Source organism: Helicobacter sp. MIT 03-1614 (assembly GCF_000762925.2).
Classification (GTDB): Bacteria; Campylobacterota; Campylobacteria; order Campylobacterales; family Helicobacteraceae; genus Helicobacter_C; species Helicobacter_C hepaticus.
The window spans coordinates 1-14,530 of sequence record NZ_JRMS02000001.1 but is presented as its reverse complement, the minus strand read 5'-3'; the positions used below and the strand labels follow the sequence as shown (position 1 = coordinate 14,530).

17 protein-coding genes and 1 pseudogene are annotated in these 14,530 nt (G+C 36.4%); 15 read left to right on the top strand and 3 right to left on the bottom strand.

The window, feature by feature from the left end:
* Positions 1-234: 234 nt before the first annotated feature.
* The 3 genes from LS66_RS00090 to ribE are packed head-to-tail and all read right to left on the bottom strand — an operon-like array spanning position 235 to position 2,332.
* Positions 235-1,410 carry an ABC transporter permease gene (locus tag LS66_RS00090; protein WP_034367008.1) on the bottom strand — a complete coding sequence of 392 codons (1,176 nt, stop codon included), beginning with the start codon at positions 1,408-1,410 and terminating at the stop codon, positions 235-237.
* Positions 1,407-1,685 carry an EscU/YscU/HrcU family type III secretion system export apparatus switch protein gene (locus tag LS66_RS00085; RefSeq protein ID WP_011116160.1) on the bottom strand — a complete coding sequence of 93 codons (279 nt, stop codon included), beginning with the start codon at positions 1,683-1,685 and terminating at the stop codon, positions 1,407-1,409. Before LS66_RS00085 ends, LS66_RS00090 begins: the two co-directional genes overlap by 4 nt.
* Positions 1,686-1,693: 8 nt before the next feature.
* Complete coding sequence (gene ribE, locus LS66_RS00080) at positions 1,694-2,332, bottom strand: riboflavin synthase (protein ID WP_034367012.1); 639 nt, start codon at positions 2,330-2,332, stop codon at positions 1,694-1,696.
* A 110-nt stretch (positions 2,333-2,442) separates the two neighbouring features.
* Here ribE and LS66_RS00075 point away from each other — a divergent pair, with 110 nt between their 5' ends.
* The 15 genes and pseudogenes from LS66_RS00075 (at position 2,443) to LS66_RS00005 (ending at position 14,398) form a co-directional block, all read left to right on the top strand.
* The gene (locus LS66_RS00075) at positions 2,443-3,219 is read left to right on the top strand and encodes a TatD family hydrolase (protein ID WP_034367037.1); all 777 of its coding nucleotides are present in this window, start codon (positions 2,443-2,445) and stop codon (positions 3,217-3,219) included.
* 20 nt (positions 3,220-3,239) lie between these two features.
* A complete protein-coding gene (locus LS66_RS00070) occupies positions 3,240-4,364 on the top strand; it encodes a lytic transglycosylase domain-containing protein (protein ID WP_034367015.1) in 1,125 nt (374 codons plus the stop codon).
* Between the two features lie 194 nt (positions 4,365-4,558).
* Positions 4,559-5,275: pseudogene (locus LS66_RS00065) on the top strand (septal ring lytic transglycosylase RlpA family protein); the annotation flags it as partial.
* Positions 5,276-5,300: 25 nt separating this feature from the next.
* Positions 5,301-5,912 (top strand): imidazoleglycerol-phosphate dehydratase HisB, encoded by a 612-nt coding sequence (gene hisB / locus LS66_RS00060; protein ID WP_011116165.1) that lies wholly within the window; start codon positions 5,301-5,303, stop codon positions 5,910-5,912.
* Positions 5,909-6,403: an HAD family hydrolase gene (locus tag LS66_RS00055; protein ID WP_011116166.1), complete on the top strand. Its 495-nt coding sequence runs from the start codon at positions 5,909-5,911 to the stop codon at positions 6,401-6,403. The genes hisB and LS66_RS00055 overlap by 4 nt, the downstream gene beginning before the upstream one ends.
* Positions 6,384-6,917: a hypothetical protein gene (locus LS66_RS00050; RefSeq protein ID WP_034367018.1), complete on the top strand. Its 534-nt coding sequence runs from the start codon at positions 6,384-6,386 to the stop codon at positions 6,915-6,917. The genes LS66_RS00055 and LS66_RS00050 overlap by 20 nt, the downstream gene beginning before the upstream one ends.
* The gene (gene lptA, locus LS66_RS00045; protein ID WP_034367021.1) at positions 6,917-7,387 is read left to right on the top strand and encodes a lipopolysaccharide transport periplasmic protein LptA; all 471 of its coding nucleotides are present in this window, start codon (positions 6,917-6,919) and stop codon (positions 7,385-7,387) included. The genes LS66_RS00050 and lptA overlap by 1 nt, the downstream gene beginning before the upstream one ends.
* A 45-nt stretch (positions 7,388-7,432) precedes the next feature.
* Positions 7,433-8,101 (top strand): ribosome biogenesis GTP-binding protein YihA/YsxC, encoded by a 669-nt coding sequence (gene yihA / locus LS66_RS00040; protein WP_034367024.1) that lies wholly within the window; start codon positions 7,433-7,435, stop codon positions 8,099-8,101.
* A complete protein-coding gene (locus LS66_RS00035; protein ID WP_011116170.1) occupies positions 8,091-8,561 on the top strand; it encodes an N-acetyltransferase in 471 nt (156 codons plus the stop codon). The genes yihA and LS66_RS00035 overlap by 11 nt, the downstream gene beginning before the upstream one ends.
* Positions 8,525-8,977, top strand: a complete 453-nt coding sequence (locus LS66_RS00030) for a hypothetical protein (protein WP_011116171.1) — start codon at positions 8,525-8,527, stop codon at positions 8,975-8,977. The genes LS66_RS00035 and LS66_RS00030 overlap by 37 nt, the downstream gene beginning before the upstream one ends.
* Positions 8,974-10,761 (top strand): penicillin-binding protein 2, encoded by a 1,788-nt coding sequence (mrdA, locus tag LS66_RS00025; RefSeq protein ID WP_011116172.1) that lies wholly within the window; start codon positions 8,974-8,976, stop codon positions 10,759-10,761. Before LS66_RS00030 ends, mrdA begins: the two co-directional genes overlap by 4 nt.
* Before the next feature lie 23 nt (positions 10,762-10,784).
* Complete coding sequence (gene pseB / locus LS66_RS00020) at positions 10,785-11,774, top strand: UDP-N-acetylglucosamine 4,6-dehydratase (inverting) (protein WP_034367041.1); 990 nt, start codon at positions 10,785-10,787, stop codon at positions 11,772-11,774.
* A gap of 73 nt (positions 11,775-11,847) precedes the next feature.
* Entirely contained in the window at positions 11,848-12,342 is a 495-nt protein-coding gene (locus LS66_RS00015) for a ferritin (RefSeq protein ID WP_034367028.1), read from the top strand.
* 86 nt (positions 12,343-12,428) lie between these two features.
* Complete coding sequence (gene coaBC / locus LS66_RS00010; RefSeq protein ID WP_034367031.1) at positions 12,429-13,670, top strand: bifunctional phosphopantothenoylcysteine decarboxylase/phosphopantothenate--cysteine ligase CoaBC; 1,242 nt, start codon at positions 12,429-12,431, stop codon at positions 13,668-13,670.
* Positions 13,667-14,398 (top strand): hypothetical protein, encoded by a 732-nt coding sequence (locus tag LS66_RS00005; protein ID WP_034367034.1) that lies wholly within the window; start codon positions 13,667-13,669, stop codon positions 14,396-14,398. Before coaBC ends, LS66_RS00005 begins: the two co-directional genes overlap by 4 nt.
* The last annotated feature ends 132 nt before the right edge of the window (positions 14,399-14,530 follow it).

The window sequence follows — 14,530 nt, the reverse complement described above, 5'->3', positions numbered from 1 at the left end:
GGAGCAGCATTACCCCATCGTTTTTGAATATTGAATACCGCACTTTACAAAAATAATATCCTAATATCAAAATAATTTTTTAGTATTAGTAATGGTTAGGTGTATTATTTGGGTTGTTACTTTGTATTGCTTCAGGCTTTACAGGATATAGATTACTTTAAGGAAGTAAAAGAAATACCAAATAATAAATAAATATAGAATCCGCGTGATTTTTGGATAAATACACACTTGGGCTTATTCCAAATGCTCTCTTTTGCGATAAATCAAAATCCCAAAGATTAAAAAGAGTATAAAAGGCAGGATTTCGCCCATTGTTTTAAAAGCGGTAAAAAATCCAACATCATAGTTTGCTACTTGCACATAGAGCTTCAAATAATGGCTAATAGGCAATATTGTGTGCCAAAATGTCGCAAAACTCCCCATAGAATTTACAGGAAAGGTAAGTCCAGCAAAAGCAAAGCTTGGAGCGCAATAAATCGCAGCCACAGCTAAAGCACGCGTATGATCTTTAAAAAGTGCATAGACAAATACCCCCACCCCCGCATAGGCAAAAAAAGTAAGCAATGCCCCAAGATAAAGTGTGATATAACTCCCGCGACATTCAAAGCCAAGAGAATGAAAAAATATCATCATCACTACCCACCATAATGAAAAAATCCCCGCATAGGCAAAAACCTTCGTGAGAATATAGACATATGCGCTGATTCCATCGGGCATTTGACTTGTTTTCCCTTTGACAAAGCCCACATCACTTTCATCGCGTGCTAAAGAATTAATCACACAAATAATAATAAGCATAATCCACGAGCAAGGTAAAATTCCTGTGAGTAGGAATTGTGCATAGCTATTATTGATATTATAAAGTGGGGTGATTTGCATTAAAATAGGTGAGCTTTTCGCTAATGCAGCATCAATATTTTGTGTTTGAATAAGATTTTTGCCAAGTTTTGCTTTGACATTGCTTGTGAGAATGAGTTGCTTAAACGCACCTTCAATAGATTTTGCCACAAGCACAAGCTGTGCGTTGTAATAAATAGGAATTTGGGTAAGCACTCCCTTTTTTGTGTGAGTTTGAAGTCCTTTAGGAAATACGACTACTGCGTAGATTCTAACATTACTTATATCTGACTTTGCTTCTGTGAGACTTGCATAAGCTTTAGTAACACTCACGGCTGGAATTGCATCAAGGTTGCGCGCAAGTTCTTGGCTTAAAGGGCTTTTGTCTAAATCCACAATGCCAATAGGTGCGCCTCGCACAAAGCTTTGAGAAAACACTCCCCATACAAAAAGCCCAAGAAGCAAAGGAGCGAGTGTGCAAAGAAAAAGTGAGAATCTATCCTGCACGAAGCCATTAAATTCGCGTCTGAAAAAATGGATAAGATGTGTTAAGTAGGCTTTTTTATATTTCACTCAATGTCCTTGCTTAATTGAGCAGCTTTTTCACATTTTAAAAGCCATACAAAAACTTCCACCACAGCATTATACATCTCCGGTGGAATATGAGAATCAAGAGGGATTTCCAAAAGAGAATCCACAAGTAGCGGATTACTAAAAAGTGGCACATCAAATTCTTGTGCTTTGGCGATGATTTTGAGAGCAAGTTCATTTTTGCCTTTTGCTACGACACGAGGGGCGCTGTCATTTTGTGCGTTATAAGCAAGTGCAACAGCTTTCTTATCTTTCATTTTTTACCTTAATACCCGAGTGAGAGTGTATCAATATCACGCCAAGAAAGAGGTTTGTTGAAGTTATGTGTAGTGCCAAAAATAGATTTAAGTGTGCTTACTACGCTGCGCGTGATAATATCTGTTTCAATATTAAGCCTTCTGCCTACTTTAAATTTCCCAAAAAGCGTATTTTGCAATGTATGAGGGATAAGTGTGAGTTTAAAGGCTTTATCATTACACTCTATTGCTGTGAGGCTTATGCCTTCTACGCATACCGAGCCTTTAGGGATAATCAGAGATAGAATCTGCGGGGAAGATTGTATCCAAAAATCGCTTGAATCTGCGTGGTGCTCAATATGGCTGATGCGCCCTATCGCATCAATATGCCCTTGCACAATGTGCCCATCGAATCTATCACCCACTTGTAAAGCCGGCTCTAAATGCACAAATGCACCTTGTGTATAGTTTTCAAGCGCTATACTTTGTTGTGTGTGTTGGCTTAACTCCATTGCTATGCCATTTTCAAAAAGCTTCATAGCTGTTAAACACGCGCCATTAATAGCAATAGAATCCCCAAGTTGTGCCTTATAAGGTGTGATAATTTCAAGAGTATTATTTGTGAAACTCTTTACTTGGGCGATTTGACGAACTAATCCACTAAACATTAAAATTCCTTAGTTTGTTAAAGATAATTATGTTAGAATCTTGGCTTTATTCTAGCACAATTAGTATAATTTTAAGGATTTTTGGGCGTATGAGTGCAAATTTTAGATATATGGTAGATACACATTGTCATTTGGATTCTCAAAGTTTTGAGAATGATTTAGAGCAAGTAATTGCGCGTGCGTATGAGCAAAATGTCGCTAAAATCATTATTCCAGGTGCAGATATACGCACATTACCCCTTGCACAAAATATCGCTCATACTTATCCTAATGTATATTTTGCTGCAGGAGTGCATCCTAATGAGATTGTTGATTTTGATATAAAGGTGCTTGAAGAGTATGCAAAAGATGAAAAGTGTATTGCTATTGGAGAGTGCGGGTTAGATTATTATCGTTTGTCTGAAATATCACAAAATGAAAATGAAAAAGAGACAATAAAGCAACAACAAAAGCAATGCTTTATCGCACAAATTGAACTTGCTTTAAATTTACAAAAGCCGCTTATTGTGCATATTAGAGAAGCAAGCGCAGATAGCTTTGAGATTTTACAGGCTTATCCTCAAGCGCGCGGAGTGTTGCATTGCTATAATGCAGATAGAATCTTGCTTAAACTAAGTGAGCGATTTTATTATGGAATCGGTGGAGTTTGCACCTTTAAAAATGCTCGGCGACTTATTGAAGTGCTTCCGCTTATACCAAAGGAACGCATTGTGCTTGAAACTGATGCACCTTATCTTACGCCTCACCCATATAGGGGGACGCGCAATGAGCCGCATTATATTCCATTGATTATGCGTCAAATTGCTCAAGTGCTTGGTATGAGTGAAGAGGAAGTGATAGATATAAGCACACACAACGCTATTACGCTTTTTAAAGAGATTCAATAAAGAAAGAGGAAGGAATGCCAATGAAAAATGCAAAGTGTCATATATGTTTGATAATTTTTGCTTTATTTTGTGTAGTAAATGTGTCATTGAGCGATGAAAATGGTTTTTATACAATGACACATAATAGAAGTGCAAATAATGTGCTTAATTCATTCGGGGTACATACAGCTTTTATTGCGACTATCGCAGATGATGCAAGAGCACAGAAAATACAAGAGAAATGGAAGTATTTTGTGCAACGTTTTGAGCATAGTTATGAATTTATCCCTACATTAAAAAATATGATGGCGCGAGAGCAGATTCCTCAAGAGTTTTTATTTCTTGCTATGGCAGAATCCGAATTTGCCCCGAGTGCAAAAAGCTCTAAAAAAGCCATAGGTATTTGGCAGATTATGCCAGCAACGGGTAAAAGTTTAGGCTTAGAAATTAATTCATATATTGATGAGCGTAGAGATCCGATTAAAAGCACAGAGGCAGCAATAAAGTATCTTAAATATCTTTATGATGCCACAGGTGAATGGTATTTGGCAGCAATGGCATATAATTGTGGGCTTGGACGCTTAAAGCGAGGCATTGAAGAGGCAGGAGGCGATAAGCGCATTGAAACGCTGCTTGATGATGAGGCTCAATATATTCCGGCTGAAACACGCAATTATATTCGCACAATTTTGGCTATGAGTTTGCTTTTTAATGATGTAGATTTTCTTAAAGCGCAAAATGCTGATTATTTACTTAATCGTGGGGCAACAGATAGTATTACAAGTGTGAGCATTAGGGGTGGAACATCATTAAGTGCGATTGCAAAAAGTGCGAGGATTCCATTAGGTGAATTACAAAAGTATAATCGTCATTTTACGCGCTCTTTGCTTCCACAGGGTAATAAGCGCTATAATGTCTATATTCCTTATGATAAGCTGCGCACTTTTAAGAGATATTTTAATGAAAAAAGCTATCCTCAAGCTTCATTTATAACCCATATTGTGCAAAAGGGCGAGAATCTAGGTTCTATTGCACGGAATTATAAAATTTCGCTCAATGAACTACAAGCGGCAAATAATATCAAAGGTTCACATATCGCAATTAATCAAAAGCTCATAATTCCTGTGCTCAAAGGCAAATCTACGACGATTGCTGATAATAGGTAGAGTAAAGGAATAGAATGAAAGGTCTAAAAAAAATACAAATTGCTATAAGTTTAAGTGTGTTGTGTGGGCTGTTTTGGGGTTGTTTAGGAAAAGATACACAATGGAATGAGAACGGGGTAAAAGCAAAGGGTTTTAATGAAAGCTTTAATGATTTAGATGCTTTTAATCAAGGTATTACACCTAATATTGGTGGAAACTCTATGCGAGAATCACCTGCTATACAAGAGGCTACTATGCGCCCTTATCAAGTTGCAGGGAAATGGTACTATCCTGAAAAAGTGAGCCTTGGAGATAAGTTTGATGGATATGCAAGCTGGTATGGTCCAGATTTTCATTCTAAAAAGACATCTAATGGTGAGACTTATAATATGTATGCCCATACTGCTGCACATAAGACTTTTCCGATGAATACAGTTGTAAAAGTGCTTAACGTTGAAAATGGTAAAAGCACTATTGTGCGAATTAATGATAGAGGTCCATTTGTGGAAGGGCGCATTATTGATTTAAGCAGTGCCGCTGCACACGATATTGATATGGTAAAAGTTGGCACAGCAAAAGTGCGACTAGAAGTAATTGGATTTGGTGGTGTTATCAATAAGGATGCTAAAGTGCAGAATGTGGAGAGCGAAGATATTTTAAGCAATGAGTTTAAAGTCGCTAACACTCCAAAATCAGTAAATGGTGGAGATTTCGCTATTCAAGTGGGAGCGTTTAGGCGATATGAAGGCGCACAAATCACTCAAGAACGATATTCGCATATGCCTCCATATCAGAGTGTGATAAAAGAATTTGAACTTAATGGTGCGCCTATTTATCGTGTATTTTTGCGAGGATTCCAAAGTGAACAAGAAGCGCGTGATTTCTTAAAAAAGAATACGCAGATTCAAGGAGGATTTTTTATCCGTGACTAAAAAAGAAAAACTAAAGGAGTGAGGTATGCAGGAGAGAATGGCAAAAAATGTTATAGAGATTTCGCGCACAACAAAAGAAACAGACATTAGCTTGAAACTTCTTGTTTATGGCAATGGTAACGCACAGATTCAAAGTGGAATAGGCTTTTTTGACCATATGTTGCAATCGCTTACCAAACACTCCCTTATAGATTTGGAGCTTGCGTGTAAAGGTGATACATTTATTGATGGGCATCATAGCGTAGAAGATTGTGGGATTGTATTAGGGCAAGGATTAGCTCAAGGCATTTACCCTGCAGCAGGTATTGAACGATTTGGCAATGCAAGTATAGTAATGGATGAAGCGTGTGTGGAGTGTGATATTGATGTGAGCAATCGTGCCTTTCTTGTCTTTGAAACAAATGCCTATAAACTGCCATTCAAGGGTAGAGTAGGCGAACTTGATGTAGAATTGGTTGAGGAGTTTTTCCGCGCACTTTGTTTTAATGCTCATTTGAGTGCGCATATTGTCCTTAAACGAGGCAAAAATCTTCATCATATTATTGAAGCGATGTTTAAAGCTTTTGGTGTATCTTTGCGCCGCGCACTCACATTAAATCCAAGAATCCTCACTCCATCAACAAAAGGTGTATTATGATAAAACTTTTAGTCTTTGATGTTGATGGGACATTAAGCGATGGTAAAGTGTATTATTCGCAATCGGGAGAAGAAATAAAAAGTTTTAGCACGCGTGATGGTTTAGCGATTAGTGTATGGAATCGTCAAATGCGCCGCGCAAGTGCTATTATCACAGGTAGAGAATCTGATATAGTGCGCAAGCGTGCAAAAGAGCTAGGCATAGAGCATATTTTTATGGCGTGTGAGCATAAAGGTAAGGTATTACAAGATCTTGTATCGCAACTTAAAATGGATATGTCTGAAGTGGCTTGTATTGGTGATGATTTAAATGATTTGAGTATGTTTAAAATTTGTGCAAAGGCGTATATGCCAAAAAATGGCGCAAAAGCACTCAAAAAATATGCGTATAAGATTCTTAAACACTCTGGCGGTAATGGTGCAGTGCGTGAAATGATAGAAGATGTTTTAAAACTTAATGGAGATAAAAAGCTTGAAAAATATTTCTTATAGAATCTATGCTTTTTTTATTGCGTTACTTGGTTTTAGTTTGAGCAGCATTGTATTTTTTACTTCCAATAATGAACTTTATGCGAATATAGGTAAAGAAGTGCCAAACATTGAAATATCAGATTTTACGCTTTATCTTTTAAATGCGCAATATACGCAAGCAATTTCGCAAGGGAGAAAAGCACTACGTTTTGAAGACCACGAGGAAATTTATGATATTTTTGTCAATCAAATAAATAATAAACTTAATGAATATATGTATGCCCCTTTTGTATTGAGTAAAGATAATCTTTATACTTTTTCTCAAGGTGCAGATTATTTGCGCGTAGATGGTTTGAGCTTTTGGAGCAAATGGGGTGTATATGATTATCACAAACGTATTTTTAAGGGCAAAGGAGATTTTGTCTTAGAAAACCACACGACCCGAGCAACAGGGAAAAATATTTATTACAATATGTTTAAAGGGGATTTGAGAGCAGATTCTATCAAGGCAGATATTGCTATGGGAGAAAGATAATGCGCTGGATTGTGAAATGCGTATGCGTATGTATGTGTATGAATGCAGCAGATACACTTGAAGTAAGTGCAAAGGTGTTTCAGAGTGATTTAAAAAATGGGCTAACAGAATTGAGTGGTGAAGTGTTAGTTGTCAAAGGTGAGGATAAATTATGGGCAGATAAGGTTGTAATTGAGACAAACAAAAAAAACAAACCACAAAAATATACAGCGACAGGCAATGTAAGATTCTATGCTAAGATGCCTAATAAAGAAATGAGAGGAAAAGCAAAGAAAGCAATCTATAATGTGATTAAAGATGAATATCAGCTTATAGATAGTGCTGTGCTTGAGGAGATTGGAAAAAAAAATATTATTAGGGGTAATATGATTGTTTTTAATCCACAATCTCAGGAGGCTTTTGTTAAGGGTTCAAGCCAAAAACCCGGAATGATGACTTTTATTATGGAAGATAAGAAAAATGAGAAATAACATAAATCAAATGTATATCTTTAAGAAAAGAGCAATGAGGCAAATATGGTTCAGGTTATAGAATCCCGCTTTATGAGCAGTGCAAGCCATTTAGATAATGCTCCACCACCAAATGCTTCGGAGATAGTGTTTTTAGGACGAAGCAATGTGGGCAAAAGCACACTTATTAATACGCTCTTAAACAAACCTCTTGCAAAAAGCTCTTCTACGCCGGGTAAAACACAACTTATTAATTTTTTTGCATCTGTGTGGGTATGGCATAATCAAAGGTTGCCACTTACTTTCATTGATTTGCCCGGTTTTGGCTATGCAAAAGTAAGTAAAACTATCAAAAAAGAATGGGAAAGGCATCTACTTAATTTTTTGTTTATGCGTCAATCTATCAAGCTTTTTTTGCATCTTGTTGATGCACGACATACAGATCTAGCTATTGATACATCTGTAGCTACAATGTTGGAACAAATATGTAGAGGCGACCAATGTATTTTAAGAATCTACACTAAAGCCGATAAGCTTAATCAGTCTGCACTTAATGCTTTGTATAAGAGAGTGTATATACAAGAGAATAAAGTGCAAGGTGCAGATACAGATGATACACACACACAAAGCTTACTTTTTAGCGCGATAAGTAAAAATCATCGTAAAATGGTGTCTTTAACGCATTTGCGCGAGGAGATTGTTAAATATACTTTAGGATTAGAAAATGGAATTTGAAATTATTAAACCCACTCTCGCAGATATTCCTCAAATGCGAGAGATTGTAAGTGTGGAAGTTAAAAATGGCGTGATTTTAGAGCGAAGCGAAGATGAGATGGCAAATGCTATCCGTTCTTATCAGCTTGCTCGTGAGAGCAAAAGTGGAGAAATTGCAGGATTTTGCGCTTTGTATGTGTATTCTAAAGATTTAGCTGAGGTGCGTTCTTTGGTTGTTAAAGAAAAATTTAGAGGGTTGGGTTTAGGAAGCAAGCTTATACAAACGGCATTGCAGGAGGGGAAGAAGCTTGGTGTAAAGGAAGTTTTAACACTTACTTATAAAGCAAATTTGTTCCAAAGGTTAGGTTTTGCTATAATAGAGAAATCGTTTTTACCAAATCACAAAATATGGGCGGATTGTATTAAATGCAAACATTTTCCAATATGCGACGAAATAGCACTCATAAACAAACTCTCGTAGTTTTTATTTTATTTATAGGTCTTTATATTTATGAGAGTATAGCAAGTATGTGGATATGGCTACCGCCATTTATCGGCATATACTTTATTTTGTTTTTGCATTTTGATAAAGAGGATAATTTTTATGGATTCTTAGCTGTGCTTTGTGGCATAGCTTTTATAGAAGCAGAGAATAATTTACCTTTGGGTATAGTGTTGGGATTATTTTTGTTCCTTTCTTTGTTCGTTGTCTCACGTATTCAGATTGTATTAAGCACACTTCGCACAGCGAGGGTTGTTTATATTGCTTTAGCCTATGTAAGCTTTTATATTGTGCTATCTTTATTTGATGCTTTTATGGGAAGCACTATCACTCCAAGTATATGGATTGTGCTCTATTATATTGCTATTGAAATTCTTGTAGTGATATTCCTATGATTAATTTGCGTTATTGGTTGCTTATTTTCTTTTTTATCGTAGTGTGGTTTATTATTGTAATACGTCTTTTTGTGGTGAATGTTATTAATCACGAGTATTATGAAAAATTTGCTGAGAAAAATATCACAAAAACTGAAGTGCTTGTGCCAATGCGTGGGTTAATTTTTGATAGAAATACCGAACCTTTGGCAATTAATGAGATAGGGTTTTCTATCTCACTTATACCCAAAATACGTAATAGTCGTATTGTCGAATCTGAAATTGAACGAATCATTTCATTTTTGCCCTCACTTGATAAAGAGGAACTTTTCAATCTCTATAAAAAAAATAATCACGCCTATAACCACTTGCCTATAGAAATTGTAAATTTTGTTCCTTATGCCCAAATGTTGAGTATTTATGCCTATCTTAAACGATCTTCTTATGTTGTTATTGCACCCAATAGTAAGCGTCTATATCCAAATGAAAGTGCAGCCTCACACGTTATAGGCTATGTATCAAAGGCAAATGATAAAGATATACAAAATAATCCTCTTTCTCAATACAGCAAGGTTATTGGCAAAGAAGGCATTGAGAAATTTTATAATTCGTATTTACAAGGCGAGGCAGGATATAGAAAATCTCATATTAACTCTCTTCACAAAGAAATCAAGCTTTTAAAAGAAGATAGTGTGCTTAAACGCAATGATTTATATTTATCGCTTGATTTAAAGCTCCAAGAAAGTATTGATTCAGAATTTACAGAACGCTCTGGAGCTGTAATTGTGATGAATGTGCATAATGGTGAAATACTTGCAGCAGGGAGCTATCCTGAATATAATATTAATTGGTTTGTTGATGGCATTAGCTATAAAAATTGGGAGGGACTTATTGAAAATGTTCATAAGCCACTTATCAATAAGCTTGTGTATGGGCGCTATCCACCCGGATCTGTTATTAAAATGGGTATGGTTTTGGCATTTTTACAATATGCAGGAATCAATGAAAGCACTTTGATTCAAACACCGCCTTTTATAGAATTTGGTGGGCGAAAGTTTCGCGATTGGAAAGCATCAGGACACGGGAGTGCTGATGCAATCAAAGCAATTAGAGAATCTGTAGATGTGTATTTTTATTTGCTTTCTCAACGTGCAGGGATTGATAATATGGCAAGTGTATTGCGACAAATGGGCATAGGTGAGCTTACAGGCGTTGATATTCCCAATGAAGTAAGTGGCATACTTCCTACGCCTGAATGGAAATTGCAACGTTATGGTGAGCAATGGTATAAGGGGGACACGATTACAACTTCTATTGGGCAAGGGTATTTTCTCTCTACACCTATGCAAATCGCTCGTTATACGGCGCTTATTGCATCAGGTAAATTAGTAACACCACATTTTGCAAAAGAATTTAATGAAGAGAGTGCAGAATTTGAGGCTAAAGATATCCTAAGCGATTTTCAAAAATCTAAACTTGATGTTTTGCGTAAAGGTATGTATCAAGTATGCTCTGTGCCGGGTGGGACAGCATATTATCGCACGCAAGGCACAAGAGTAAGTCTTGCGTGTAAAACAGGGACAGCACAAGTAGTGGGTATTCCTCAAGATATACAAAGACGAACTAGGGAGGCAGATATGGAATATTTTCATCGTTCTCACGCTTGGATTACTGCATTTTTACCCTATGAGAATCCTCAATATGCAGTTACAATTCTCATTGAACACGGAGGAAGCGGAGGAAGCGGAGGACCTGTGCTTGTAAAAATTGCAAACAAGCTTAAAGAACTAGGCTATATTAAATAATTCAAGGAGGGCTTATGGGGCATTTGATTGATTCTAAGAGTATTTTGATTACAGGTGGCACAGGAAGTTTTGGTAAAAAATTTGTTGAATATATATTAAAATATCATAATCCAAAAAAAATTATTGTTTATAGTCGTGATGAACTAAAGCAATATGAAATGGCGCAGGTTTTTAATGACAAACGAATGCGTTATTTCATTGGTGATGTCAGAGATAAAAATCGGCTAGAGAGCGCACTAGATGGCGTGGATATCTGTATTCACGCGGCTGCACTTAAACACGTGCCTATTGCTGAATACAATCCTATGGAATGTATAAAAACAAATATTGATGGTGCGAGTAATGTTATTAGTGCGTGTTTAAGCAATAATGTTGGGCATATTATCGCCCTTAGCACAGATAAGGCTGCAAATCCTATCAATCTCTATGGGGCGACAAAGTTATGTTCAGATAAACTTTTTATTGCTGCAAATAATATTAAAGGCAATAAAGATTCTAAATTTAGTGTGGTGCGTTATGGGAATGTTGTAGGTTCGCGTGGTTCGGTTATCCCATTTTTTAAAAAACTTATTGAAGAAGGTGCAAATGAACTGCCTATTACTGATGAGCGTATGAGTAGGTTTTTTATCACTTTAGAATCTGGCGTAAAGTTTGTGCTTGAGAATTTAGAGCGTATGCACGGAGGCGAGATATTTATACCAAAGATTCCAAGTGTGAAAATTACACAGCTAGCAAGTGCGCTTGCACCACATTTGCCACATAAAATTATCGGCATACGTCCGGGCGAAAAGCTCCACGAAGTAATGGTGCCACGCGATGATTCTCATTTATGTGCGGAATTTGAACAATTTTTTATTCTTATGCCTACTATTAATTTTCAAACACCTATTGATTATTATAAAACGCGTAAGGGAGAAAAAGGAGTTCCTGTGCAATCAGGATTTGAATATAGCAGTGAAACTAATTCGTGGTGGCTGACACAGAATGAAATTCTCAAAATTATCCAAAAATGATAAAATTTAAGCAAGTTGTTAGAAAATACATTTTACAATGCAATGTTTTTAAATTCTCATTAAAGGATACAAAATGATTTTAGATAGTATTGTAAAAATGCTCAATGAACAAATTGCAAAAGAAATGTATGCGGCAAATCTTTACTTGAGTATGAGTTCTTGGTGTTATGAAAATAGCTTTGATGGCGCGGGGTTATTTTTATTTCAGCACGCCGATGAAGAAAGCGGACACGCAAAACGTTTGATTACTTACCTCAATGAAACAGATTCTAAAGTAAATATTGCACAAGTGGCAGCTCCTGAATCTCATTTTGGTAGTTTGCTTGATGTATTTGAAAAAACTTATGCCCACGAGCAAAAAATTACTCAATCTATTAATGAACTTGTAGATTTTACACTTCAAAGCAAAGATTATCCGACATTTAATTTTTTACAATGGTATGTGAGTGAGCAGCACGAAGAAGAAGCGCTTTTTCGCGGTATCGTAGATAAGATTAAGCTTATTGGCTCAAATGGTGATGGTCCTTATCTTGCAGATAGATTTATTAAAGAACTTGCTTCAAAATAACCTCAAAATAAGCTCCCTTATGTTAGATTCTTAAAGAATCTAGCTTTTGCGTGAAAACCAAGCAATAAAAAGCTCAAGGAGAGCATATGCATCACATATTTGCTAATAAAAAAATTCTTATTCTTGTGAGCGGCTCTATTGCCGTTTATAAAATGCTTGATTGTATCTCACAGCTGACAAAATATGGTGCAGATGTAAGAGTTGTTATGAGTAGGGAATCTCGCGCATTTATTGCTCCACTAAGTTTTGAGGCTATGAGCCATAATATTGTTTTGCACGATGATAATCAATCTTGGCATACAACTTTACAAGAAGTAAGCCCAAATCATATTTTTTACGCAAAATGGGCAGATATTGTGCTTGTTGCTCCAGCAACAGCAAATACTATCGCAAAAATTGCTTGTGGCATTGCCGATAATGTTTTGCTCTCTACGCTTTTAGCTACCCGTGCTCCTAAACTTGTAGCTCCTGCAATGAATACAGCTATGCTTAATGCTTCTCAAACCAAGCATAATCTTTCTATGCTTGCAGATATGGGCTATGAAATCATTGCTCCACGTTCAAGTATCCTTGTGTGTGGAGATGAGGGAGAAGGGGCTCTTGCTCAGGTAGAAGAGATTATTTATAGGCTTGGCAGAGAGATTTTGAGGGATACATTTTGGAGCAAGCAACGTGTTATTGTCAGTGGTGGTGGTTCAAAAGAAAGCATAGATGAGGTGCGCTATATTTCTAATCGAAGCAGTGGCAAACAGGCAAGTTATCTTGCTTTAGCTCTATATATGCTTGGCGCGGAGGTAACTTTTATCTCAAGCTCATTCCCACTTGTGTTGCCCTTGGACATAAAATGTGTGAGTGTGGAGAGTGTGGTAACATTTGAGAAGGCAATTCATAAAACGTTTAATAGTTTAGATTCTATAGAATCTAAACCTATTATTTTTATGGCAGCAGCTCTTGCAGATTATGCGCCAAAACCTCAAAGTGGCAAACTTAAAAAAGAGCAAATTGGAGAGAGTCTCTCTCTTTTGTGTTCCAAAACGAATGATATTTTGTCATCTATTTCATCGCAAAAAGCCTATAAAGTAGGCTTTAAGGCTGAAATTGATGATGTAAATGCCTTATATTATGCTCAAAATATGCTAAAGGCAAAAGAGTGTGAAATGGTGTGCCTTAATGTTGTGGGTTCTCAAAACCCTTTTGGTGGAGAAACAAATAGAATCAAAATAATTACACATAAGGACATACAAGAGGTAAGTGGTTCAAAGCTTGAAGTTGCTTTTGGTATTGCTAGTGCATTTTCACAACTACAATCTCTTAAAGGTGATGAATGATACAAAAGCTTCAAAAGCTTTCGCATTTGTTAAAAAATAGCCAACAAACACCAGCAACTTATAATGCTTCACTTCCCATATTAATACGCGTTATCCAAAAGCTAAAGGGCGATATGTATCTTCTGCAAATTGGCGCACAGCAGATGCAAACAAAAAGCCATAAAGCACTTATCGTAGGGGAGCGATATTGGGGAGAAATGGGGAGAAGTTCCCTCGGACATATTACATTACATAATCTTATTCTCCAGCCTAAAATTTTGGATTTTTTTCAAAATGCACCATTGAAATTGACCCTTCAAGACTTACAAACTTTAGGGGAGCAAAGTGATATTTTTGAGGGCTTTAAAGAATTTATTGCCCATAAGCTTACTCAAGCAAGTAGCAAAGAGGAATTTTTGTTTTTAAGCAATATATTACTTGGGCTAAAGAGCGGGGTTTTAAGCCTTGTCATTGGAGAAAAAGATGAGATATTGCAAATAAAAAAATATGCTTCAAATAAAGTGCGTTTTAGCGCAATAATGCCACTTTTAGGGATTATTTCAGGAGATATTGGGATATATAAGAGTGGGAATACTTTAGATATAAAAGTGCTCTATGAAACGACAAAAGTGGTGCTGGAAAACAATCTAAATATACTCAAAGGATTTAAGGTAAGCAAAATCTCTATAGACACCAATCTCTCAGCTTTATATGAATTCAAAGAATCTCTCCTTGATGTGCGTGGCTAAATATATTCTTTTATAAAACCCTGTAAAAAACTCTAAAACCTCTTCTTATTCACATCATCTAATATATCTTTAGCTACTTTATCTACTCTCTCACTAATCTCTGCACTAGAATTAGCAATCTCAACATTCTCT